The following is a 25,432-nucleotide window of genomic DNA, read 5'->3' as shown; positions in this document are numbered from 1 at the left end:
AAGCTACAAATGAAATGTCCTTGCAACCCTAATGTAATGTACAGTGTTTGCTGTCAAAAAGCTCACGCAAATATTAACAGTGTGGCCACTGCCGAAACCCTTATGCGATCGCGCTATAGTGCCTTTGTACTTGCTAATATAGATTACTTGCAAAAAAGTCACCATAGTCTAACGCGTCCCAGTAAATCCGAAAAGCGTAAGATTGAGGCTTGGGCAAAATCCGTTAACTGGGTGAAATTAGAAATCTTACGTACGTCACAAGGAACTAATAGCGATACAGAAGGTACTGTAGAGTTTAAAGCGTATTATATAGAAAACGGACAAATGGGAGTCATTCACGAAAACTCAAATTTTAAAAAAGAAAATGGGCATTGGACCTATATAGACGGCTTGCATAAACCGTAGTAATTCTAGAGCTTAAAAATTCACATAGCGCTGCCTACCTTAAATCCATGTGTTTTTTCATTAAACAGAGTTACACATCTTCTATACAACACCATATTTGACCAATATAGACTATCAAAAACTAACCACATCTCCTAATTTTAAAAGACCAATAAATTTGTCTCTTTTAAAATGAAAAAGTTCATCTATTGCATTCTATTCTTACAACTGTTCCCTTCGGGCATTTTAGCACAAGATGCCCCCAATATCTTATGGATTATAACGGAAGATCATCGGCCAGACGCCATTGAAACGTACAACCAAGCTACAACTGGTAAAAGTGAAAGCCCTTTGGGCTATGTATCCTCGCCCAACATTGATAAATTAGCAGAGGAGGGTACAATGTTCGTAAACGCTTTTTGTAATTCCCCCGCTTGCGGCCCTTCTAGAGGTTCGATAATTAGTGGAAGATATCCATTTAGAAATGGGCATTATGCATTTGAGCAGACACATCAAAACCCAGATTTTGTAAAACCCACCTTCCCACAAACACTTCAAAAGGAAGGTTACAATACAGCCGTTTTTGGAAAAACCGGTTCCTACATTTACAAATGGGGACCAGGGCAGGGTTTTAGGGATGCAGGTCACTACAATCATGTGATGCACTTTAAACATAGTTTGCAAAAAAATGGAATTGGAGACCTTTGGACCGTTAGCCCCTACAAAGTGGTTAATGGTAAAGGAGCGTACCAAGGTGTGCAGGAGCATGTGAAATTTGCAGATGGAAGAACAGAGCGTTACTACCTTTCCAAAAAGGAGGGGGCTATTACCAATGAAGATATTGTCAAACGTAAAGCAGTAGAAAAGGAGCTTGGCATTTTACGTTCATACACTAGGTATAACAAAAACCTGATTATTGGCGGGCAGAATCCTATGCCTGCCGGACAAACGGTTGATGCGAAAATTGTGGAAGAATTCAAAAAATATCTTTCTAATAGCAACTCAAATTATATTACCAGCTATGGGGAACAAGTAAAAGGTGCAAACAATCAGAAACCCCTTATGGTCAATTTAGGATTTCATCTGCCACATACCCCAATTTTACCACCAAAAAGCTATCGTGATGAATTTCGGCAAAAAACCTACAAGGTGCCTGAATTTGATGAAAATGAGCTCGAAAAATTTACTCCACAGCTCAAGCAGTTGCATAGAAATTTAAATATGTCACAAATGACCGATGCCGAAAAGCAGCAGGCCATTCAAGATTACTACGCATTTTGTGCTTATGGCGATGCCCTGATCGGTGAAGCGGTTGAAGCCTTTAAAGAATATTGCAAGAAGAACAGCCAGGAATACTTAATCGTCTTTACCGTAGGTGACCATGGTTGGCAGTTGGGCGAACAGGGTATAGAGGCCAAATTTGGGCCTTGGAAACAATCTACCAATGGAGCCATAATTATGGTGTCATCTGACAAAAACAAGGTTCCAGCAGGAAAAATCAGTCAACAATTAATAGAATATGTTGATATTGCCCCAACCCTACTTTCTACCGCCGGAATAGACATTCATAAAAGTGAATACGATTATCTAGATGGACTAAACCTTCTTGATTTTATTAAAGACCCTAAAGAAAAGCGAGATTATACTGTGGGAGAAATTAATTTAGTTGCCGGACCAAGAGCATATATGAGAAGTGAAAATTTCTCATTTTCTATGCGAACTAGACCAACGAACAGAATAGATCTAAACAAAGACATAAAATGGGCATTGGAGTGCCCTACCGAAAAAGCCGAACTTGCTTTGTACGACCTTAGAGTAGACCCATTGGAGCGGAATAACATAGCTATGAATGGAGATTACCGGAAATTGGCTGACTGGTTTAGAAATAAATTAGGAAGTATTGTATTAGGAGACGGTCGTGTGGAGTGCGATTGGTCTAAAGCCAATACTTACGACATAAGCAACTTTGCAAAAGGAGCACATGACCGCCGTCTAAACATACCCAAAAAGTTGATTCCGAAATTGTAGATGACCGGTATTCAACAACTTAATCCTTTTGCAATAAACCAACGTTTGCAAAAAACCAGCTTTCTACTTAAAAAAGAAAACCCCGTAAACTCACGTTTACGGGGTTTTTTATGCGGAGAAAGAGGGATTCGAACCCCCGGAGGTGTGACCCTCAACAGTTTTCAAGACTGCCGCATTCGACCACTCTGCCATTTCTCCTGAGTGCCTCATCAGGTATTCCCTGAATGCGGGTGCAAATATAGCAACCTTTTTCTAGTTGGTAAAATGTTTTTTTATTTTTTATTCTGAACAATCAAAAATGGACATCAATTTTCCTAAATTGCCACCTATGCAACAGCCTCTTGTTAGTATTCTTATCCCGTTTAAAAACACGGAATCATTTCTAAGTCAATGCCTTAACTCCATAGTAGAACAGGAATACAGGAATTGGGAGGTTCTAGCGATAAATGATAAAAGTTCAGACGGCAGTCGTAATTTGGTGAATTCGTACGCAAAAAATGACCAGCGCATACAGCTCTTTGATAATGAGGGAGGTGGCATCATTGAAGCGCTAAGAACAGCGTACAAACACAGTAAAGGAGAGTTCATTACTCGCATGGATTCTGATGATATTATGACAGCGGAAAAGCTAAAGGTCATGGTAGAAGCGCTTTTAAATCACGGAGAAGGACACGTAGCTCTGGGGCAGGTACGCTATTTTTCTCATCGGGGTATTAGTAACGGTTACGAACGTTATGAAACATGGTTAAACAGCTTAACTGAAACGGGTAACAATTATTCGGAAATATATAAAGAGTGTGTTATCCCCTCCCCTTGCTGGATGGTTCATAAAGATGATTTGGACCTGTGTGGTGCTTTTAGACCCAATCTCTACCCTGAAGATTATGACCTTACTTTTCGGTTCTATGCAAACGGCCTTAAGTGCATACCTTCTTCTAAACTATTGCATCTGTGGCGTGATTATGACACCAGAACATCTAGAACCAGTGAACATTACGCTCAGAATTATTTTCTCCAAATCAAACTTCATTATTTTTTAAAGCTTAATTATGACCCCAAACGACCATTGACGGTATGGGGAGCCGGTGCCAAGGGAAAAGAAATTGCAAGGGCATTACTGGAACAGAATATAGATTTTTATTGGGTTTGCGACAATCCTAGGAAAATTGGGAAACATATTTACGATAAAGAAATGTTTCATTTTAGTAAATTAAAAGAGCTTCCTAACGCCCAGAGCATTATTAGTGTTGCAAATGCAGATGCACAGACCTATATAAAAAAGTTCTTCACGGGCCTTGACCATAAACCAATGAAAGACTATTTCTTTTTTTGCTAAAAACTGAGTATCAGGCTTAAATTATCGTTTTCAAAAATGAAGTAAAATATCTTTTTGACTACCGTAGCAATAAAGTATGAAATGCCTATCTTTGGCAACACAATTCAGGAAATGCAGTTTAAATATCCAGAACTCTTTTGGGCCCTTTTTCTTCTCCTGATTCCTATTTTCATTCATTTATTTCAATTACGTAGGTTTAAGAAAACGCCTTTTACGAACGTTAAGTTCCTAAAAAAGGTCGTCTCGGAATCCAGACAAAGCAATACGTTAAAAAAATGGTTGCTTCTTTTTACAAGAATGCTTTTACTCGCTGCATTTATTTTTGCTTTTGCACAGCCATTTTTTGCCAAAGAAACAGCACTAAAGTCAAAGGAAACGGTTATCTATCTAGATAACTCGTTTAGCCTAGAGCTAAAAGACGATGGTGCTACACTTTTAGAAAACGCCGTTCAAGAACTGATTAAGACCCTGCCCAAAACGGAGCGTTTTACACTTTTTACAAATACCAAAACATTCAGAAATACTACTTTGCCAGAAGTTCAGAATGAATTTTTAGCTCTTGCCGCGAGCAATAATCAGTTGCAACTAAACGAAATTTACTTAAAGGGAAACACCTTATTTTCTACGGATAATTCTACCGAAAAAAATCTGATAGTGCTATCGGATTTTCAGCAAAACATGGTCGGTTCACAGTTAGATAGCCTGCAAAATGTGAACGTCCATTGGGTAACCTTACGCGCTGAAGAAACAACAAACGTTGCCGTTGATTCCGCTTATATAGAATCTGAATCTTCTGAAAACTTGAATCTTTCGGTTAAGCTCTCCGGGTCTGGAAAGATAACCAACATTCCGGTTTCTTTGTTTAATGGCGATAAGCTTGTTGCCAAAACATCTACATCCTTCAACGAGTTCAAAAAAGGAACGGCCAATTTTTCCATTCCTAAAAACGAAGCTTTTGACGGTAAGATTGAAATAACAGATTCCGGATTAACATATGATAACTCGCTTTATTTTACGATTGCCGAAAAGGAAAAAATTAAAGTACTCGCCATAGGTGACACCCAAAACACTTTCCTTAACCGAATTTTTACAAAAGATGAGTTTGTTTACACTGCGAGCGAATTGAAAAGCCTCAATTACAGCAACCTGCCAGCTCAAAATTTCATTGTCCTCAATAATTTGGAACAAATTCCCTCATCATTGACTACTAGTTTAAAAGTGTTTACTGATAACGGTGGCCATTTGACAATTATTCCATCTACAATTAGTAATATAGACTCCTATAATGCACTGACTAGCAACTACGGCGCAACCGCTTTTTTACAAAATAAACGGGATGAGCGAGAAATAACCAACATCTCATTTTCTCACCCTCTGTATCGGAATGTTTTTGAAAAAAACGTAACCAATTTTCAGTATCCAAAGGTTTCAGCATATTACAAAATTAAAACCGTTGCCCCTACCGCACTGGCTTTTCAAGATAATGAACCCTTCTTAATAAGTAACAATACGTTTTATTTGTTCACCTCGTCCCTATCAACTGAAAACTCCAACTTTATTAATTCCCCAATAGTAGTCCCAACCTTCTATAATATGGCTTCGGGAAGTCTTAATTTACCCCCTTTATATTCGGTTTTAGGACAGTCTGTTTCAGTAGATGTCCCTACCTCCTTAGCTCAGGATGATATTCTTAAATTAAAGAAAGGGTCTTATGAGTTTATTCCACAGCAACAATCGCTCAGTAATAAGGTTTCACTTTCCTTTAACGAGAGTTTGAAGGAAGATGGTACTTATGAAATACGGCAAGACGAAAAAACTATAAAGAACATCAGCTTTAATTACGATAGAAACGAGAGCAATCTCACTTATTTAAACATTCAGGACCAAAAAACCGCATCTACATCAACTTCTATATCTTCCTTGTTCCAAACCATTGAAAAAGATAGCACGGTAACCGAGCTTTGGAAATGGTTTGTTATTTTAGCGTTGGTGTTGCTGTTTATTGAAGTACTTATTCAAAAATATCTTAAATGAACATTCTCTTAAAATCGGCAAAAATTATTGATAAGCATAACGAATCGCTTCATTTAAAGACTCGTGACATTCTTATTAAAGACGGAATAATAGCCAAAATAGCTGCAAAAATAGAGCCCGAAAGTAAAACCCAAGTGGTTAAGCACAAAAACTTACATGTTTCCGTTGGTTGGTTTGATAGTAGCGTTTCTTTTGGCGAGCCGGGTTACGAGGAAAGGGAAACCATAGAAAATGGATTACGCACTGCAGCCTTGAGTGGCTTTACGGATGTTGTACTTAATCCAAGTACGCACCCCTGTCCGGATAGCAGTTCGGATATTGTATACCTTAAAAACGCAGCAGCTGGGCAACTCACCAATCTTTATCCACTTGGTACTTTAACGATGAAAGCGGATGGCAACGATTTGGCCGAGTTGTACGACATGAAAAATGCTGGAGCGGTGGGTTTTTATGATTACAAACTCCCCATGACTAATGCAAACCTCCTAAAAGTGGCCTTGCAATATGTACAAAATTTTAGTGGATTGGTTTATTCCTTTCCTTTGGATACCAAAATTGCGGGAAAAGGCATTGTAAACGAAGGAGCGGTCTCTACCCAATTGGGATTAAAGGGAATTCCGGCTTTGGCAGAAGAACTCCAAGTAGCCAGAGACCTTTTTATTTTAGAATATACCGGAGGTAAATTGCATATACCTACAATTTCTACGGCCACTTCTGTTAAACTCATTGCAGATGCGAAGAAAAAAGGATTGGACGTGAGTTGTAGTGTTGCCATTCATAACCTGGTCTATACAGACTCCGTTTTAGAAGAGTTTGATTCTACGTATAAGGTGTTGCCGCCTTTGCGCACAAAACCTGATGCCAAAGCACTTTTAAAAGGTCTAAAAGACGGTACTATAGATTTTGTCACCAGCGACCATACCCCTATGAACATAGAGGAAAAACGGATTGAGTTTGATAATGCTTCTTACGGAACTATTGGTTTAGAAACAGCCTTTGGCAGTCTTAACCAGCTTTTAGATATAGAAGTTGTAGTTAATCTTTTAACCAAAGGACGTGAGCGTTATGGCCTAAAATCACCTGAAATAAAAGAAGGGGAAACCGCTTGTTTAACGCTTTTTAACCCGGAAGGAAGCTCTACCTTTAATGAAGAAGATATTGAGTCTACATCCAAAAACAGTATGTTTTTAGGCTCTGAAATGAAAGGTAGCGTATACGGAAGCATCAACAATAGCATACACTTAACCACCAATACGAAATAACACAAAACAACAACATTATGGACCACAACACCATTGAAGAAGGGAAAACCATGGCCATCATAAGCTACGTAACGCTAATTGGCACACTTGCAGCTTATTTTATGAACAGGAATCAGAAAAATGAATTTGCCACTTTTCATATAGGCCAAGCACTTAGAGCATGGATTACAGGAATAATCGTATCATTTATAGCCGCTTTGCTGATTATGTTTACCGGCATTAGTGCGTTGAGTTATTTGCAATATGCAGGCTTGATCTTAGCAATCATTGGCGCTATAAATGCAATGAACGGTAAAGTGGAAAAAATTCCTTTAGTAGGGAATATAGGCTAGATGACCTAAATTAAAGCATTCACAAAGAGACCCGAAACAGAGTCTCTTTTTTTTGTGCAAGACTACAGCTTAGATTAACTTTGCCGCCATGAACACAGCAAAGGAAGGAAAAACAGCAGCTATAACGGCCTATTTTACTATAGTAGGTTCGCTTATTGCCATTAGCATGAACTCTGAAAGCAGAAATGAGTTTGCTCGTTTCCACATTAGACAAGCATTAGGATTACATTTATTTTTTATAGGATTTGCCCTATTTTTAAGCCAATGGTTCAATGAGTATGCTTGGTACGGCTTGTACGTTTCTTATTTTGTGCTATGGTGGTATGGCTTTATAGGTGTACTAAAAGAAGTAAAACAATCCGTTCCACTTGTTGGCGCTTTTTTTCAAAAATGGCTTAAATTTATCTAATGACTACGGCTCCCCTTTCCTTAGAACACCTGATCAGACCTTCCACTGTAAAAGAAGGCGAAGCCCCGGTTTTATTTATGTTTCATGGCTACGGAAGCAATGAAGAAGATTTGTTTTCCTTTGCCCCGGAACTACCAGAAGAACTCTGTGTAATTTCAGTTAGGGCACCCTACCCTATGGAACCTTATGGTAACGCTTGGTACGCCATTAATTTTGATGCGGAAAAAGGCAAATGGAGCGATGACGAACAAGCAAAACAGTCTAGGGATAAAATCATAGCCTTTATTGATGAAGCCTGTAACACTTATGGCCTTGATGCCAGTAATGTGACTATTCTTGGTTTTAGCCAAGGCACCATATTAAGCTATGCCGTAGCCCTTTCCTATCCCGAAAAAATAAAAAATGTAATTGCCCTAAGTGGCTATATTAACGAAGCAATTTTAAAAGAAGGCTACAAGGAAAAGGAGCACTCCCAATTAAAAATATATGCGTCCCACGGTCAAGTAGACCAAGTGATTCCTCCGGAATGGGCGCAGCGAGCACCAGAATTCCTTAAAAATTTGGGTATTGACCATGTTTACGAAGAATTTCCAGTAGGACATGGTGTTGCCCCTCAAAACTTCTATTCTTTTAAAAAGTGGCTGGAAGACAAAATTTAATTATTGGCTTCGTGTGTACAGCAGGTGGTCAAGCAGGGTGAAATCTACACCTAAATCATCTTTAAGCTCATACTTAATAAGAAGCTCTCCCCAGTATTTTCCATCGGAGAAGTCGGTTAAAATCCATTTATGGTTTAAAACCTTTATTTTATTTATTTTGAAGTCGTTCTCCATACCTTCATAAGGCACAAGGGGATTATTGCCTTTAGTTTCATTGGTTTCCAACAATTTATCGGCAATGTATCTAGATGGGTCATTAAGATCCAAGTGATCATAATAAGCCAATGCATCGTCATTGTTTTCTAAAGAGAAATATTGCATTTCCAGCACCTTTAACTGCGTGTTCTTTACTGAATCTTGCAACTGAACTATTTCTGCTTCCAGCTTAGCTATACGTTCATCCTTTACGTTTGCCATCTTTCCGTTACTTACAAAAAGGTAAAGACATATAAGAGATACAAAGATTAACAGGTAAAAAACTATTCTACTTTTCATAAATGAATGTGGTTTGTACTTTAAACTGTAATGGTTAGATTATCGTATGCCAAATGTACATTTTTAGGCAATTTTTTCTCAACTTCCTCATGAAAACCCAGCATATGGCTAATATGCGTGAGATAAGCCGTTTCCGGTTTTACTTGTTCTATGAAAGCCAAGGCTTCTTCTAAATTAAAATGCGAATGGTGTGGCTCCTCACGTAATGAATTAACCACCAGTACTTTTGAGTTTTTCACTTTTTCCATTTCCACAGATGTCATGGTCTTTACATCCGTTAGGTAGGTTAAATCCTTAATTCTAAAGCCCAAAACTTTTATACGGTTATGACTTGCCTCAATGGGTGTCACCTTTATTCCTCCAATAGAAAAGGGGTGGTCCTTATCAATAAGGTTTACAGCTACTGCAGGTGCCCCTGGATACCTGTTTTCATCGGCAAAAATATAATCAAATCGTCTTTTTAGGGAATCTGCAACACGTTTATGGGCATATATAGGTACATCTCCTTGTCTAAAAAAGTAAGGCCTAATATCATCCAAGCCGGCCGTATGATCAGAATGTTCGTGGGTAAATAAGATACCATCTAATTTAAGCACCTCATTTGCAAGCATCTGCGCTCTAAAATCAGGACCGCAATCTATTACATAATTATAGTCCTCCCATGATACCAGAGCGGAAACTCTAAGTCTTTTATCTTTTGGGTCAATACTCTTGCAAACCGGGTGATTGCTGCCTATTACTGGGATTCCTTGAGAAGTGCCCGTACCCAAAAAAGTAATTTTTAACGTATTGCTCATCTAGAATCAAATTTATAACTAAAAAATTTAATAGGTAACCCGAACTTGTTAACTTTGTTAAAAGCAAAATCGACCAAATGGCTTCAGTTTTAAAACGAGACACTGTATTTGAGAATATCCCTTCAATCAAAGCCAAGACTTTGAGAATCAACTTAAATCCAGACATTTACGGAACGTTTTCCGAAATAGGTGCCGGCCAGGAAACGGCGCGTCATTTCTTTCGCTCCGGAGGTGCGTCAGGCACCATTGCCAAGGCAATGAGCGCGTATGACAAGGATTTTAGCGATGCCATTTATGGTATTGAAGATGATGGGCGTTATGTAACACAATCGCGATTAAAAAAGATGCTTTCGCATGAGATGACACTCATGGAAGAACGTATTAGCCGTGAAACGCACCCAGAGCGACTTTTCTTTTCGTACGCTAACACTGTGGCTACTATAGATTTCTCCAAAAGATATAAAGGCCATGGCTGGGTTGGAATTCGATTTCAATTAGACCCCAACCAAAAAGAGCTTGATGAAATTATACTTCACATTCGTTTTAAGCAGAACGAAGCGCGTTTACAGCAAGAGACTCTTGGTATACTAGGTGTTAATCTAATTTATGGTGCTTTTTACAAATACCATAAACCCCGAAAAATGCTGAAATATCTTTATGACCATATTGATAAGGATACCGTGGAGATTGATATGGTGAACTTTTCTGGGCCTAACTTTAAAGAAGTAGACAACAGGTTGATGAGTCTTCAGCTGATTCGTAACGACATGACCGATGCGGTTATGTTCGGACCTGACGGCAATAACTTTTTACCTGCCGCAGCGCTTTACAAAAAGAACATTTTGGCATTGCGCGGAAGCTTTAGACCGGTTACCAAGGTAAATATGGATATGTTCCATAAGTCTTATGACATATTTGTTCGCGATCCGGCCGTAAACCAAGAAAGTACCATGGTTATTTTTGAAATAACCCTTTCTAACCTAAAAGCATCCGGAGAAATTGACGAACAAGATTTTATGGATCGTGCCGAGCTATTATGTTCTTTAGGGCATACGGTAATGATATCTAAGTTTCAAGAGTATTTTAGGCTTGTGGAATACTTCAACAGGTACACAAAGGCCAAAATTGGCCTTACTATGGGCGTCAACAATTTGGTAGATATATTTGATGAGAAGTATTACAGGCATTTATCCGGAGGTATTTTGGAAGCTTTTGGAAAACTGTTCTTTAAAGATCTTCAGGTTTATCTTTACCCAATGAAAAATGCGGAAACCGGTCAGATTATGACTAGTAACAATATTAAGGTTCATCCAAGAATGAAAGAGCTTTACAAGTTCTTTAAGTATAATGGCAAAGTAATGGACATTATAGATTATGATCCTGAAATTATGCATATTTTCTCCAGGGATGCCCTTAAAAAACTGATAAACAATGAAGAAGGATGGGAAGAAATGCTTCCTGAAGGTATACCTCAGATAATTAAGGATGAAAACTTGTTTACCAGGAAATTACTTAAATCAGAAAAAGAAGATAAGGTAGAATAAAAAAAAGGGGCTGAACCCCTTTTTTTATCTTTTAAAGTAGCAACTAGCTCTCCAGTAACTGAGCTGCGTGATCTTTGGTCTTTACTTTATCTATTACTTTAGTAACAGTAGCCGCTGCATCTACTACAAACGTTTTTCTGTGAATACCATCATATTCACGCCCCATGAATTTTTTGGGTCCCCAAACACCAAAAGCATTTATTACCGTATGGTCTTCATCTGCTAATAGCGGAAATGGAAAGTTATATTTGTTCTTAAAATTGGTCTGTCTTTTTTCAGAATCGGCACTTACCCCTAATAGTTCGTAACCTTGAGATTGGAGTTCCTCATAATTGTCTCTCAAATTACATGCCTCAGCGGTACAACCAGGCGTACTTGCTTTGGGGTAGAAAAAGACAATTAACTTCTTGCCTTTATAATCGGATAATTTAATTGTATTGCCATCTTGGTCTTTAGCTGAAAAATCGGGTACTTTGTCTCCTACTTGCAATGTATTCATAGCACTTCTTTTTTGTGTGTTTCAATTTTCATTGCTAAAATTAGACAAAAATGACAAAAGCGGAAAAGGTTGATTTTACTATTAAGACCCTAAAGGAGATTTACCCCACTATACCGGTTCCTTTAGACCACAAAGACCCCTATACTTTATTGATTGCGGTTTTATTATCCGCCCAGAGTACAGATGTTAGGGTTAACCAGATTACGCCATTGTTGTTTGAAAGAGCGGACAATCCTTATGACATGGTAAAACTATCGGTAGAAGAAATCCGGGAGATTATAAAACCCGTTGGGCTTTCACCTATGAAATCAAAAGGAATTCACGGGCTATCTAAAATGTTGATTGAAAAGTACGAGGGTATAGTTCCGCAGGAAATAGAACTTTTAGAGGAGTTTCCTGCCGTTGGGCACAAAACCGCAAGCGTTGTGGTGTCTCAGGCTTTTGGGATTCCGGCATTTCCGGTAGACACCCACATTCATAGACTAATGTACCGCTGGGGCTTTACGAATGGAAAAAATGTAGTACAAACAGAAAAAGATGCCAAACGTCTGTTCCCAAAAGAAATTTGGAACGACTTGCATCTTCAGATTATTTGGTACGGTAGAGAATATTCTCCAGCCAGGGGATGGAATTTAGAAAATGACATCATTACCAAAACTATTGGAAGAAAATCCGTCATAGACGAATATTACAAAGCAAAAAAGACCCGTTAAAATCGGGTCTTATATATTTAGTTCAAGCTATTTTCAAATTGAAAATTATTGTACTCAACTATGTGAAATTGCTTTGAAAAACTAAGCAATAAGTTGATTGTTTCTTTTGTGGCTTGAATAGTTGCACCTCTTTCAAGATTCTCAGAGTAAATTTTTTCCATAATAGTAGTATTGTTATACAAAGGATAACGCAACTAGAATGGAAATATTGTTATGTATTATTAGTGATCTATTAATTAGTTAACACTATGTTATTCTTGTCTATGATTTTTCTAAGGTTAATTAACGCGTAACGCATTCTACCTAAGGCAGTATTGATACTTACTCCAGTATTTTCGGAAATCTCTTTGAAGCTCATATCTTTATAGATACGCATTACTAAAACTTCTTTTTGATCATCCGGTAATTCTTCGATCAAGTGCTTTAAGTCAGATGTTATTTGGTCTTTAATTATCTGTTTTTCAGCATTTAATTTATCATCACCTATTACAGAAAAGATGTTAAAATCATCGCTTCCTTCAAACATTGGCATTCTTTTGTTCTTTCTGAAATGGTCAATAATTAAATTGTGTGCAATACGCATTACCCATGGTAAAAATTTACCTTCTTCACTATAAGACCCTCTTTTTAAAGTTTTGATTACTTTAATAAAGGTATCTTGAAAAATATCTTCAGTAACATCTCTATCTAAAACCTTAGAGTAAATAAAGCTAGAAATTCTTTGGTTATGACGGTTAATTAAAACTTCAAGCGCTTTTTCATCGCCGCTAATGTAATCTCTTACTAGTACTGAATCTTCGATCTGTGAACTCATGGTGTAGGGTTTTTAGTTTTAGACTTGAGACTTTCTAAAGAAAGGCTTTTGTTATTTAGTTCTTTTTGAGTGTTTTGTTATCCTTTGGTGGATGACCTTGTTGTTAATTATGATATAAAACTAGATAATAGAGGCCTCTAGAAAAAAACATTGTTGTAAAACCGCTAGTTTTTGATGTGAAATGCTACTTTTCTATTTTTCTGCAAAATAAAATGGATTGAAGTGCGTTAGCCACACAAAATCAGCTCTCTGTAGAATACCTCAGAACTACCTTGCTAATGCCAACAAATGTTACTAATAGGACATAACGTATACCTTACGCTATAAAAACAGCTATTTACACTAGTTATTTCCTACAAAAAAGCCCTGCCAATTTTCATTGACAGGGCTCTATATACTTTAAAGGAACTAAGCTTAGTTCAAATTAGATTCAAATTGTAGGCCGTTTGCTTCAGTAATTTCTAAAGCTTTTGAATAATCCAATAGAAACTTTACTGTTGAAGGTTTTGCTTTAGCCAATCTACATTTGTCCGATTCTGTAGCGTAAATTTTTTCCATATCTATTTTAGTATTGTTACAATGGTATAACGGCACTAATATAAACATAATGAATAGCTTCGACCTATCGCCTATTAATTCGTTAAAACAATATTGTGCTGTTCTATTATCTTCCTTAGGTTAATAAGGGCATAGCGCATTCTCCCTAATGCCGTGTTTATACTAACACCGGTATTTTCCGAAATCTCCTTGAAACTCATATCCTTATAGATACGCATAATCAACACCTCTCTTTGGTCTGCAGGCAATTCTGCCACCAGCACCTCTAGGTCACAATCTATTTGATCTTTTATCAATTGGCGTTCTGCATTAAGCTTATCATCGCCAATTAAAGAAAAAATGTCAAAACTATCCGCTCCTTCAAACATAGGCATGCGACTACTTTTTCTAAAATGATCTATAATAAGGTTGTGCGCAATACGCATTACCCAAGGCAAGAACTTACCTTCTTCATTATACGCTCCGCGGCGTAATGTTTTTATAACCTTAATAAAGGTATCTTGAAAAATGTCTTCAGTAATATTACGGTTGTTTACTTTAGAATAAATGAAACTACTTAACCGCTGATTGTGCTTCTCAATCAGAATTTCCAATGCCTTTTCATCACCGGAAACGTATTTTTTAATAAGAAGGGAATCTTCCGTCAATATATCCATAACAATTACTTTAATGGTTAAAACGAGACGCCTTCCCTATGGAAAGGTCTTGTAGATAATGTTTTAAACTTTCTAAAAGTAATTTTTTGCTATAGGCGTATTAACATTTTATTAGGGCTCAAATATAGAAAAAATTAAATGACTTTAGAAAATTTCTATCGTTATGCACACATTTTTTAATGCCATTCATACAATTTTAGTTATTGAATTCTCCATATTGTATCTTTGCATACTTAGATATGAAAATGGCCGAAATAGTAGATGTAAACCCCAAGCACAACATTATAATAAAGGGTGCAAAGCTGCATAACCTAAAGAATATAGATGTTGTTATACCCCGTAATAAATTAGTTGTTATAACCGGTCTTTCCGGATCAGGAAAGTCTAGTTTGGCTTTTGACACACTCTACGCAGAGGGTCAAAGACGTTACGTAGAGAGTTTATCCTCATACGCCAGGCAGTTCTTGGGTAAACTTGACAAACCTAAAGTAGACTATATAAAAGGTATTGCCCCGGCCATTGCCATTGAGCAGAAAGTAAATTCTACAAACCCGCGATCTACCGTGGGTACCACTACGGAGATTTATGATTACTTAAAATTGCTATACGCCCGTATAGGACGTACCATATCCCCTATTTCTGGCCGTGAAGTAAAGAAAGATACGGTTACAGACGTTGTGGACCATGTAAAGAAATACGAAGAAGGAACCAAATTACTGTTACTGGCTCCTATAGTTATTGATGAAAATAGGGAACCTTTAAAATCACTTCAACTACTTTCTAAACAAGGATATGCTAGGATAAAATATAATGATGAAGTCTTACGCATAGATAATGTGCCGGAAGATATTGGCAGAAATTTTGAGTTAGTGGTTGATAGAATTATCGTAAAAGACGATGAGGATTTCTACAACCGATTGGCCAATGCCGTTGACACCGCTTTTTTTGAAGGAAAAGGAGAATGTGCTATAGAAGAACTGGCCACAGGAGAAAAAATTCCGTTTAGTAACAAGTTTGAGCTAGATGGTATGTCTTTCTTAGAGCCCAATGTGCATTTGTTCAGCTTTAATAACCCTTATGGAGCATGCCCAAAATGTGAAGGTTACGGAGATGTAATTGGTATAGACGAAGACCTTGTTATTCCCAATACTGCCTTATCCGTTTATGAAAATGCCATATTTCCATGGCGAGGTGAAAGTATGGGGTGGTATAGAGATCAACTGGTAAACTCGGCTTATAAGTTTGATTTTCCCATTCACAAACCTTGGTTTGAGCTTTCGGATGAGCAGAAGCAATTGGTTTGGAACGGGAATAATCACTTTATTGGACTCAACAAATTTTTTGAGCAGCTAGAGGAAAAAAGTTATAAAATACAGAATAGGGTAATGCTTTCCCGTTACCGCGGTAAAACAAGATGTAATGTTTGCCATGGGAAACGGTTACGGAAAGAAACCGATAATATTAAAGTTAACGGAAAAAACATTTCCGATTTGGTGGAGCTGCCCATTAAAAAATTGATCCCGTTTTTTGAGGAGCTGGTTTTGGATAAAACCGATGAGAAAATTGCTTCTCGCTTATTAAAGGAAATCAAAACCAGGTTAGGCTTTTTAAATAAAGTAGGTTTAAGCTATTTGACTATTAACCGAAAGTCCAATAGCCTATCCGGCGGAGAGAGTCAGCGTATTAATCTAGCAACATCATTGGGCAGTAGCCTTGTGGGAAGTATGTATATCCTAGATGAGCCCAGTATAGGTTTGCACCCTAAGGACACAGAGAACTTAATAGATGTTTTACTATCCTTGCGCGACCTTGGCAATACGGTTATTGTTGTTGAACATGATGAAGATATCATGAAAGCAGCGGATGAAGTTATTGACATTGGCCCAGAAGCAGGTACACATGGCGGAGAAGTAGTTGCGCATGGGACTCTTAATGATATTTTAAAATCAACCTCCTTAACGGCTCATTATTTAAACGGAACAGAAGAAATTCCCGTTCCCAGTAAAAGAAGAACTTCTACAGATTACATAACTATTATAGGAGCTCGGGAAAATAATCTTAAGAATATTAATGTAACGTTTCCGCTTCATATGCTTACCGTGGTAACTGGTGTTTCCGGTAGCGGAAAAAGCACTTTGGTCAAAAAACTGTTGTATCCCATTATCTTGAAAGAAATTGGCGGCTATGGAGAAAAAGCGGGACAGTTTACCAAAGTTGAAGGAAAATACAAGACCATCAAGCATGTTGAGTTTGTAGACCAAAATCCAATAGGGCGGTCATCACGCTCAAACCCGGTAACCTATATTAAAGCATATGATGACATTAGGAGTCTTTTCGCTGCGCAAAAACTTAGTAAAATAAGGGCATATCAAGCCAAGCATTTTTCTTTTAATGTAGATGGTGGCCGATGCGAAAAGTGTAAAGGTGAAGGTGAAATTACTGTAGAAATGCAGTTCATGGCAGATGTTCACTTGGAATGCGACACCTGCGGAGGAAAACGTTTTAAAAAGGAAGTGTTAGAGGTCAAATTTGAAGATGCCAGCATAGATGACGTCTTAAACATGACCATTGATGATGCCATTGCCTTCTTTGAAAAGTACAAACAAACCAAAATTGTTACCAAACTGAAGCCTTTACAAGATGTAGGTCTTGGCTATGTAACCTTGGGGCAGTCCTCTTCTACCCTATCAGGTGGAGAAGCACAGCGTATTAAACTTGCTTCATTTTTAGTAAAAGGCACCACAAAAGACAAGGCGCTCTTTATTTTTGATGAACCTACTACAGGTTTGCATTTTCATGATATTAAAAAGCTTTTAAAGTCTTTTGATGCTCTTATCTCAAAAGGACATTCCGTAATTGTTATTGAGCACAACATTGAATTGATTAAATGTGCAGACTATATTATAGACCTAGGCCCCGAAGGTGGTGAAGGAGGTGGAAACTTATTAGCAGAGGGTACTCCTGAAGAGGTTGCAAAAAGTAAAACTTCTTTTACGGCTACCTATTTAAAAGAGAAACTATAGGAGAATCAATATTTCACCTAATAGAATATAAAAGACCATATTTTCTGTAAAAAAGGAAATATGGTCTTTTACTTTTTCACTTTTTCAAACCTATCTAAAAACAAACACTTCTTTTTACATCGACCTCAAAACTTATAATCAACTCATTATAAGATACTTGACTATATCTTATAGTTTTTGGCACGCTGTTTGTTTATTACAACTCGAATGTAAATAATTACACTCAGGAATTTAAAACCTTATATCATGAGAAACTTACTACTCTTTTTTTCGGCCCTAATTTTTACCACTTCTGGTGTTATGGCCACAGGTACAGTTGAAGATAAGGTTGCAGAACGCAATGCTTATAGATACAACGACTCATTTATTTTTGTTGAGAATGGCATTACGTTTTCGGTATACCCAGATGGTGAATTCGATTTTTACATAGACAGTCGTGTAAGCGGCCGTAGAAATGGGGTTACCTTTAATTCGGGATTTGATTATAGTCCGTATGCCCAGTACGATGATTACGGTGCCGTAATACAAGTTGAGAACGTACCTATTTATTATGACTATTATGGTCGTGTTACACAAATTGGAGATGTAGATATTAGCTATAATAACAATCGCGTACGTAGTGTAGGTGGAATGTATGTGTACTATAACCGTAGAGGTTTATATGATTATCACACCGGATACATCAATATTTATAATAGAAATTATGTGTACAGACCTTTTCATGCATTTTTTGCAAGACCTACATTAGGCTTTTGTTTAGTGTTCAATAGACCTTATAGAAGATTTTACAGCCCTATTCGTTACACCTATTACAATCCTTATAGATATAATACTAGACGTGCTTATGCCAAAATTGGAAGAACGCATAGATATAATAAAGTAAGAAATGATAGGTCTAGAATCTATAAAAATGACAGAAGAGTAGCAGTTAGAACAAATAACTCAAGAAACAACAGGTCTGTTTCAAAGAGAAATTACGCTACTACTCGTACGAATAGGTCGGTTGCAAATCGTGATAATTCAGCAAGAAGAACCGTTTCAAAAAGTGGTGCCACACGTTCTAATAATACGAATCGTAAAATTACGAACCGTAGCACAACGGTGAAATCTAGAGCAAACACCCCATCTAGAAATAGTTCGGTAGCGCAGAGGTCTACTGCGGTAAGAAAAGCTAACGGCAATACGGTGAGCAAAAGAACAGTAACCAGATCACCACGTAGCACAACGGTAAAAAGAAGTACGACTACTTATAGAAGTCCCCAAAATAACAGGAGTACAAATAGAACTGTTAGAAAAGCTCCTTCGCAAAGTAGAAGTAACGTTAGTACAAGAAGTTCTTCTAGAAGGTCTGTAACTAAGGCCCCATCTAGAAGTAGTAGAAATAATACATCTTCAAGGGCTACAACATCAAGAAGTTCAAGAAGATATTAAGATAGTTTTTAGGTTGGTTAGTTGTTGCCCCCGCAGTAGATTTATTTGCTGCGGGGGTTTTTCTTTTTAGCACAGAAATTAGCCCACCTTTGTTACAGTAACTTTTATGGATTTACTAATTGGCGTTTTACTTTTATCCGCATACTGATCATGAGGAATAAGAACATTGGTCTCTGGATAGTACGCTGCCAAATCTCCGGAAGGGATATTGTAAGGTACCACCAAAAACTTATTGGCCGTACGCACCTCACCATTATATGAACTGCTAATATTTATAACGTCTTTTTTCTTAAGCCCCTGTTTTTCCATATCCTCCGGATTCATGAACAATACCCGTCTTTCATTATAGATTCCGCGGTACCTATCATCCATACCGTAAATAGTGGTATTGAACTGGTCATGAGACCTAATTGTCATTAACATGAACTCCTCTTCCTTTAAGTTATGTTCCGGCAAAGGGTTAACGGTCAATTGGGCCCTGCCATTAGGAAGCATACTAAAATCAAGGTTACGGACATTGTTGGGTAAATAGTAGCCTATACCCTTAGATCTCTCTTTTGTATTTTCAAAGCCCTTAACTACCTTATCTATGCTTTCCCTAATAAGTTCGTAATTCTCGCCCATGGCTTTCCAATCTACAGAGTGTCTACCACCAAAATAAGTATGGGCCAATTCAGCAATAAGTTCAGGTTCACTTTTAATGTTATCTGAAGTCGGTTTTAAAAGTCCACGAGATTGTCTTACCCGCCCCATACTATCCTCCATAGTCTGATAGCGTAACGTGCCATCTTTCATATCTTTTTCAGATCTACCAAAAGTGGGCAATATAAGTGCCGTTTTTCCAGTAACCAGGTGAGAGCGATTCAACTTAGTACTTATCTGTACAGTAAGTTCACAATTTTGCATTGCTTGTGCAGTATACATAGTATCCGAAGCGGCCATCAGAAAATTTCCGCCTAAACAAATAAACACTTTACCTTTTTCATCGTGCATGGCCTTAATAGCTCCCACAACATCTACACCTTCTTTATCCGGAGCAGTAAACCCTAAGTGTGTCTTTATACGCGCGTTTAGTTCTTCATTCACAAAATGCATAATACCCACAGAGCGATCCCCTTGCACATTGCTGTGACCACGCACCGGGCAGGTACCTGCATTAGGTTTTCCCAAAGACCCTTTTAATAACAATAGGTTTAAATATTCGCATATGGTAGCTACCCCATTTTTATGCTGAGTCAACCCCATGGCCCAACATACTACGATGTTGCTACTTGTTGCCAAAAGGGCTACCGTTTCATTAATTTTTTCGTTACTAACACCACTCAAGGCTAATAGTGATTCCTCATCATAATTCTTAAAGTCCGAAATCAAGGATTCATAACCATCTACATATTTAACCATAAAATCATGGTCAAAAACCTTTTGTCCGCTCTCATCCAAAGCGGCAAGTCTCATTAAGATGAGCTTCATTAAAGCGATATCTTGATTGATGCGGACTTGCAAATGAATATCCGTTAGGTCTTCCCCACCACCAATTAAACCATTTAAATGTTGTGGATTTTTAAAATTTATTAGACCGGATTCCTCCAAAGGGTTAATACTAATTATCTTTCCCCCATTCTTCTTGCATTTCTCCAATGCCGATAGCATCCTAGGATGGTTCGTACCTGGGTTTTGACCTGCAACAATAACGACATCCGCACCATATAAATCCTCCAATTTCACTGAACCTTTTCCAATACCTAAAGTTTCCGAAAGTGCTACACCACTAGATTCGTGGCACATATTGGAACAGTCGGGCATATTATTGGTCCCAATAGCACGCGCAAACATACCGTATAAATAAGCTGCTTCATTACTTGACCTACCTGATGTATAGAAGATAGCGTCGTCCGGTGAATTTAATTTATGTAGCTCTATAGAAATAAGTTCATAAGCCTCTTCCCAAGAAATAGGTTCATAGTTTACACTTCCTGTTCTTAGCACCAACGGTTCGGTAATTCTACCAAATTTGTTCAGTTGATATTCCGTTAATTTGGAAAGTTCCTCTACAGAGTATTTTTTAAAAAAATCACGACCAATTTTGTCCGTAGTGGCCTCATCGGCAACAGCCTTTGCCCCATTTTCACAGTATTCTGCAATAGACGAAGGGTGTTCTGGGTTGGGCCAAGCACAACTTGGACAATCAAAACCATCTTCTTGGTTAAGTTCCAAAAAGGCACGCATAGAGCGTACTATACCCATTTCTTTAAATCCGTGACGTAAAGCCTCGGTAACCCCTAATTTCCCTGCTGCATACTTAACAGGTTCTGTAATTTTAATATTTGAAAAATCTTCGGAACCTATTATTGTAACATTCCTTTGATTGTCTTTATGTGACATACTTAACTTCTATTTCTAGTGTTTCAATTTCGGGTTAGGGTAATTATCGGATTCATCTTCTCCCCTGTCTTCTAGACAATTGAAATCCTTTTCTACCAAAAGAGATAGAGTTTTTCCATCTTTAAGAGGTACTAAATTACTAAACCCTACCTTTTTACTGCTTTCCCAACCCTGAATCATTTCCGAAGGTAAAATCAAAGTAATTTTATCATTCTCAAAACTAGCCGTAAGCGAAGTTGCTCTGGTTTGGCTGCTTAAAGCATATGTAAATGTGCTATTTACAAATTGTGTTTCTTCTTGAATATATCCTTCTTTACAAAGTTGTGACACTTCTGTTTTGGTAATACGCACACGTATAGAGTTACCTTTTATCCGTATTTTCATTGAGGCACTTGTTGATACTGACTAGTAGAAATAGCCCGAAATTATAATTAATGCTAAATATACAAGTCAATATTGAAACAGCGCAGAATATTTTTTCTTTCTTCCGTTCTACCTACCGCTCTTTTCTCTTCATATAACAAAATACCATCAGAAGTTGTAATTTTAAAATAGACACCAGGCCCGGGCATGGAAGAAATAGGAGTTTCTATACTTATAAGTGGAGATAGAAACGTTTGCATATAATCTATACTCGTATAGTCAATCCTAAATTTTCCAGTTCTATCCGTTGTGGCACTCCCTAATAAATCATCTTTAACCCAATCCACATCCATAGCTGATACAACTACCCCTTCTACAGGTGTTTTCCTATCTTCAATAGACTTAACACTTCCTATAATGGTCCAAATATCAAAATGATGCCTTACTTGGCTCCACAATTGAAAACCAAAACTGTAATTCCAACTAAATTCTTTAAGTTCACCATTATTCCTCCATACAGGCATTAACCGTTTGACCGTGAAATGGATAGGGTCTATTTTTTTCTTTTTACGTGCTTGTTTATCCTTTACGACGAGGTCTATCTCAATGGCACCTTCATTGTACGAATCGCACACATCAACTACATAATTTCCTTCTGAATCTGTAAAACCACTTCCCAAAATATTTTTAGATTTATTTAAAATGGCATCGGCAGATAATATGTGTAGTTCATTTTTGTAATCGTGAGTAACTTTTGAACCACTATTTACTTTGTAGATTTTTACTTCTACATGTTCCAAAGATTCATAGAGGTCCAAATGCAGACAAGCTCTAAGATTACCTTTAACCATGTAGCTCATTTCATTTAACATTAGAAGGTGACAAAATAAAAAATAAAAGTCTATCCAATAGACCGTTACATGCAACTAGGGAGCTTTCTTTTAAAGAAGCTGAGTGTTAAGATATAGTTATTGACCTTTCTTTCCAAATACTTTTGAAAGCACTTGAAAAACATCTTCCGAGATTTTAAACTTATATAGAACCCCAACATAGAGCAAGGTTATCCCCAAACTTTTTATCATAATGCTTATGATAGGATGAAAAGGTAGGTGGATAAAATAGAAAGTAAGCAAGGTAATGGCCAACAATACCGAAATTTGAACGGTTTCTTTAGTAAAGGGTAGCATGTTGAATTTCATCTTAACATAAATCAATTTTACCGTGTTATAGATGAAAAAAGCTGAAAAACTGGCAATTGCGGCACCATCTAGACCATAAGCAGGAATAAGCCAAACATTGAGCAATACGGTTACAATAGCCAAAAATATTCCCATATATAAAACCGCCCTGTAATAATCCGAATTATATAAAATGGAATTGTTATTCCCCAACAAAGCATCATAAAGCTTTGCCAGGCCCAACCATACAAAAATTATATATCCATTACGATAAGCATCTGGCAGGAGTTCATAAAGGTCATTGAGATTCAAAAATATAAGTGCAAACAAAAGTCCGGATATAATATATAGTGTTAGCGAGCTTTTTTGATAGAGCCTGCTTAATCCCGCCAAATCATTCTTGTTCATAAGCTCCGCTGTAAGCGGATACATTATTTGATGCATGGAACGTGAAGGCACGGCTATCACCAAAGCTATAAAGCTGGCTACGCTATAATAGGCTACGTTTTCAATTTTTATAAATTGATTGATCATTACCTTATCAATCTCTAAAAGAACAATAGCAACTGAGCCACCCAAAATAATCAATGCACTATACACCAAAATTTTACGCGTGTTACTAGGGAAATCAAAAACCAATCTGGGCCTGTACAAGGTATATGCGTAGATTTTCATAAAAAGCATCCGCAGTACATATACCACCACTAGGCCATCTATAAAGGAGGTTACTGAAATTACGTCAAAATACAAAAGCACCAAAAGAACGGATTGCCCTACCCGACCGAAAATTTCTTTCATAAAATTACCAAAAACCGATTTCATATGGACTCTGGCCCAAGCATAAAAAACTTCAAAATAGGCCATGGTCATAGCTACAAAGAAAATATGCCAGACATACCCTCTTACAATTGGGTTTTCCTTGGATAAAAAGTTTGAAATACTATCGTTCACTACATAGGTTATGCCCGCAATGGGTAGCATTAATGCCAATGGCAAGAAAAGCATAAGGGTAAGAAAACCATCTTTTGATTTAACATCCGTGAAACCACTATAAAACTTTACCAAGGTATTGGGTACACCAAAAGCAAGTAATGGCATTATAACTACTGAAGCCGATAATACAACCTGTAGTAACCCATAATATTCGGGTTCCATAAAACGTAGATAAAGCACTAAAGTATTTAATGCCCCAAGACCAAAACCCAAATATGTAATGATCGAATTGTTCAGTGATTGTTTAAATACCACTCCCATTACAATAATTTTGAAAGTTCTTGAGTAAGTGCCTTTCGGCTGTACTTTTCAATATGAATAGATTCTGAAGTAATTGTCCCTTTTTTAAAGTCGTTATACCAGTTAAGTATGGTTTTTTTTAGTTCTGCATCGGCATCATAATCAAATACCTTTCCGGCCACGGTCTGTTCTATAATCTTACCTGCCTCCCAATTCTTTGGCCCCACCGCTAAAATAGGCCTTTTTGCAATCATGTATTCAAAAAGCTTGCCCGGTATAATTCCCTTAGTTTCCTCACTATCTATTTCTATCATAAGTAGTAGCTGAGACCTTTGTTGTCTTCGTTGGGCTTCGGCGTGGGAGCCATACCCTCTCATTTTTATATAAGGACCTAACTCATATCTATACATTGAATCCATTACATCCTGACTTACTACCCCCATAAACTCCAATTGAAGGTCTCCACGGAAAACGGCATTTTCCGCAGCAATTTGAGATAATACCTTCCATAGGTTTTTAGGATTTCTGCCCGTTAATAAGGATCCAATATGGGAAATTGTAAAATTGTTATCTAAATCCGCATCATTCTCATAATCGGAATCATACCCATTGGTAATTACAGAAATAGGCTGTTTTGTAATTTGCTCAAATTCTAATTTGGTCGTAGCACTGGTCACAAGAATTCTATCCGTTTCGTTCAACACGGCATACTCCAACTCCTTGTGTTTTTTTTCGGAACTTTTGGTCAGTTTTAATTCTTTGTGATACCCAATAGAAGTCCATGGGTCCCTAAAATCGGCCAACCAAGTTACCCCTTTATCCTTTTTTAATTGTCTACCGATCAGATGAACACTATGCGGTGGCCCAGTAGTGATTATCCTCTCAATCCCTTCTTTAGAAATGATATCCGACAAATATTTTACTGAAGGCTTAATCCAATATTTTCTAGCATCGGGAATAAAAAAATTTCCTCTAACCCATAGCATGGCCTTTTCAAAAAACGATTGGTTCTTGGTTTGAATAATACCAGAGCTAATACGTTTTGTTTTTTTTGAGGACAACACCTTTGCCAATCCATAAGGTTCAAAAAGGGGCTGTGAATAAATTGTAATGTCCTTAGGAACTTCAGCAATTAGAGTGGCATCCTCTATTGGGTAATGCGGGTTTTCCGGAATGTAAACTATGGGTTCCACATTAAAATCGCGAAGGTACTTTACAAACTTTAACCACCTCTGCACACCTGGCCCACCAGCAGGAGGCCAATAATAGGTGATAATGAGGACTTTCTTCATAAGCTTAAAT

The 25,432-nt window shown here is 37.4% G+C and carries 23 protein-coding genes and 1 tRNA gene; 12 read left to right on the top strand and 12 right to left on the bottom strand.

The genetic code is table 11. The features are described from left to right. Positions 1-9: 9 nt before the first annotated feature. Positions 10-405, top strand: coding sequence for a YchJ family protein (locus KO513_RS03345; protein WP_215912286.1), 396 nt, complete (start codon positions 10-12; stop codon positions 403-405). Positions 406-576: 171 nt separating this feature from the next. Continuing rightward, positions 577-2,412 (top strand): sulfatase-like hydrolase/transferase, encoded by a 1,836-nt coding sequence (locus KO513_RS03340; RefSeq protein WP_215912285.1) that lies wholly within the window; start codon positions 577-579, stop codon positions 2,410-2,412. Between the two features lie 113 nt (positions 2,413-2,525). On the opposite strand, the gene KO513_RS03335 is transcribed toward KO513_RS03340, so the two are convergent. Beyond that, positions 2,526-2,610, bottom strand: a tRNA-Ser gene (locus KO513_RS03335). Positions 2,611-2,740: 130 nt separating this feature from the next. Here KO513_RS03335 and KO513_RS03330 point away from each other — a divergent pair. The 6 genes from KO513_RS03330 to KO513_RS03305 all read left to right on the top strand — a co-directional run bounded on the left by KO513_RS03330 (position 2,741) and on the right by KO513_RS03305 (position 8,444). Further along, positions 2,741-3,748 carry a glycosyltransferase family 2 protein gene (locus tag KO513_RS03330; protein WP_215912284.1) on the top strand — a complete coding sequence of 336 codons (1,008 nt, stop codon included), beginning with the start codon at positions 2,741-2,743 and terminating at the stop codon, positions 3,746-3,748. A gap of 54 nt (positions 3,749-3,802) precedes the next feature. Then, positions 3,803-5,782, top strand: a complete 1,980-nt coding sequence (locus tag KO513_RS03325; RefSeq protein ID WP_252735660.1) for a BatA domain-containing protein — start codon at positions 3,803-3,805, stop codon at positions 5,780-5,782. After that, positions 5,779-7,044 carry a dihydroorotase gene (locus KO513_RS03320; protein ID WP_215912283.1) on the top strand — a complete coding sequence of 422 codons (1,266 nt, stop codon included), beginning with the start codon at positions 5,779-5,781 and terminating at the stop codon, positions 7,042-7,044. Before KO513_RS03325 ends, KO513_RS03320 begins: the two co-directional genes overlap by 4 nt. A 17-nt stretch (positions 7,045-7,061) precedes the next feature. Beyond that, complete coding sequence (locus KO513_RS03315; RefSeq protein WP_215912282.1) at positions 7,062-7,376, top strand: DUF4870 domain-containing protein; 315 nt, start codon at positions 7,062-7,064, stop codon at positions 7,374-7,376. A gap of 88 nt (positions 7,377-7,464) precedes the next feature. Next, on the top strand, positions 7,465-7,785 hold the full coding sequence (locus tag KO513_RS03310) for a hypothetical protein (RefSeq protein ID WP_215912281.1): 321 nt from the start codon (positions 7,465-7,467) through the stop codon (positions 7,783-7,785). Next, positions 7,785-8,444 carry an alpha/beta hydrolase gene (locus tag KO513_RS03305; RefSeq protein ID WP_215912280.1) on the top strand — a complete coding sequence of 220 codons (660 nt, stop codon included), beginning with the start codon at positions 7,785-7,787 and terminating at the stop codon, positions 8,442-8,444. Before KO513_RS03310 ends, KO513_RS03305 begins: the two co-directional genes overlap by 1 nt. Here KO513_RS03305 and KO513_RS03300 read toward each other — a convergent pair whose 3' ends face one another. Next, complete coding sequence (locus tag KO513_RS03300; RefSeq protein ID WP_215912279.1) at positions 8,445-8,939, bottom strand: hydrolase; 495 nt, start codon at positions 8,937-8,939, stop codon at positions 8,445-8,447. Positions 8,940-8,959: 20 nt separating this feature from the next. Beyond that, on the bottom strand, positions 8,960-9,736 hold the full coding sequence (locus KO513_RS03295; protein WP_215912278.1) for an MBL fold metallo-hydrolase: 777 nt from the start codon (positions 9,734-9,736) through the stop codon (positions 8,960-8,962). A 77-nt stretch (positions 9,737-9,813) separates the two neighbouring features. Between KO513_RS03295 and KO513_RS03290 the strand changes: the two genes are divergently transcribed. Then, positions 9,814-11,280, top strand: coding sequence for a TonB-dependent receptor (locus KO513_RS03290; RefSeq protein WP_215440548.1), 1,467 nt, complete (start codon positions 9,814-9,816; stop codon positions 11,278-11,280). A gap of 43 nt (positions 11,281-11,323) precedes the next feature. On the opposite strand, the gene bcp is transcribed toward KO513_RS03290, so the two are convergent. Further along, positions 11,324-11,779, bottom strand: a complete 456-nt coding sequence (gene bcp / locus KO513_RS03285; protein WP_215912277.1) for a thioredoxin-dependent thiol peroxidase — start codon at positions 11,777-11,779, stop codon at positions 11,324-11,326. Positions 11,780-11,829: 50 nt separating this feature from the next. Between bcp and KO513_RS03280 the strand changes: the two genes are divergently transcribed. Then, entirely contained in the window at positions 11,830-12,492 is a 663-nt protein-coding gene (locus KO513_RS03280) for an endonuclease III domain-containing protein (protein WP_215440552.1), read from the top strand. Positions 12,493-12,724: 232 nt separating this feature from the next. Here the strand turns inward: KO513_RS03280 and KO513_RS03275 are convergent, their stop codons facing one another. From KO513_RS03275 to KO513_RS03265, 3 genes are all read right to left on the bottom strand, one after another. Then, on the bottom strand, positions 12,725-13,306 hold the full coding sequence (locus tag KO513_RS03275; RefSeq protein WP_215440554.1) for an RNA polymerase sigma factor: 582 nt from the start codon (positions 13,304-13,306) through the stop codon (positions 12,725-12,727). Positions 13,307-13,720: 414 nt separating this feature from the next. Then, positions 13,721-13,864, bottom strand: coding sequence for a hypothetical protein (locus KO513_RS03270; RefSeq protein WP_215440556.1), 144 nt, complete (start codon positions 13,862-13,864; stop codon positions 13,721-13,723). A 74-nt stretch (positions 13,865-13,938) separates the two neighbouring features. After that, positions 13,939-14,520 (bottom strand): sigma-70 family RNA polymerase sigma factor, encoded by a 582-nt coding sequence (locus KO513_RS03265; RefSeq protein WP_215912276.1) that lies wholly within the window; start codon positions 14,518-14,520, stop codon positions 13,939-13,941. Positions 14,521-14,765: 245 nt separating this feature from the next. Here KO513_RS03265 and uvrA point away from each other — a divergent pair, with 245 nt between their 5' ends. Beyond that, entirely contained in the window at positions 14,766-17,543 is a 2,778-nt protein-coding gene (uvrA, locus tag KO513_RS03260; RefSeq protein ID WP_215912275.1) for an excinuclease ABC subunit UvrA, read from the top strand. 246 nt (positions 17,544-17,789) lie between these two features. Continuing rightward, positions 17,790-18,974 (top strand): hypothetical protein, encoded by a 1,185-nt coding sequence (locus tag KO513_RS03255; protein ID WP_215912274.1) that lies wholly within the window; start codon positions 17,790-17,792, stop codon positions 18,972-18,974. Between the two features lie 78 nt (positions 18,975-19,052). Here the strand turns inward: KO513_RS03255 and KO513_RS03250 are convergent, their stop codons facing one another. The 5 genes from KO513_RS03250 to KO513_RS03230 all read right to left on the bottom strand — a co-directional run bounded on the left by KO513_RS03250 (position 19,053) and on the right by KO513_RS03230 (position 25,422). Beyond that, positions 19,053-21,356, bottom strand: a complete 2,304-nt coding sequence (locus KO513_RS03250) for an FdhF/YdeP family oxidoreductase (protein ID WP_215912273.1) — start codon at positions 21,354-21,356, stop codon at positions 19,053-19,055. Between the two features lie 15 nt (positions 21,357-21,371). Further along, positions 21,372-21,740 carry a DUF7009 family protein gene (locus KO513_RS03245; RefSeq protein WP_215912272.1) on the bottom strand — a complete coding sequence of 123 codons (369 nt, stop codon included), beginning with the start codon at positions 21,738-21,740 and terminating at the stop codon, positions 21,372-21,374. Positions 21,741-21,793: 53 nt separating this feature from the next. Then, positions 21,794-22,579, bottom strand: a complete 786-nt coding sequence (locus KO513_RS03240; RefSeq protein ID WP_215912271.1) for a hypothetical protein — start codon at positions 22,577-22,579, stop codon at positions 21,794-21,796. A gap of 108 nt (positions 22,580-22,687) precedes the next feature. Further along, positions 22,688-24,151, bottom strand: coding sequence for a lipopolysaccharide biosynthesis protein (locus KO513_RS03235; protein ID WP_215912270.1), 1,464 nt, complete (start codon positions 24,149-24,151; stop codon positions 22,688-22,690). Then, the gene (locus KO513_RS03230; RefSeq protein WP_215912269.1) at positions 24,151-25,422 is read right to left on the bottom strand and encodes a glycosyl transferase family 1; all 1,272 of its coding nucleotides are present in this window, start codon (positions 25,420-25,422) and stop codon (positions 24,151-24,153) included. The genes KO513_RS03235 and KO513_RS03230 overlap by 1 nt, the downstream gene beginning before the upstream one ends. Between the last annotated feature and the right edge of the window lie 10 nt (positions 25,423-25,432).

Origin of the sequence: Zobellia sp. B3R18 (assembly GCF_018860715.1) — a bacterium.
In the GTDB taxonomy this organism is placed as follows: domain Bacteria; phylum Bacteroidota; class Bacteroidia; order Flavobacteriales; family Flavobacteriaceae; genus Zobellia; species Zobellia russellii.
Note: the sequence above shows the minus strand (reverse complement) of the source record. Positions and strands in the feature narration are given on the sequence as shown.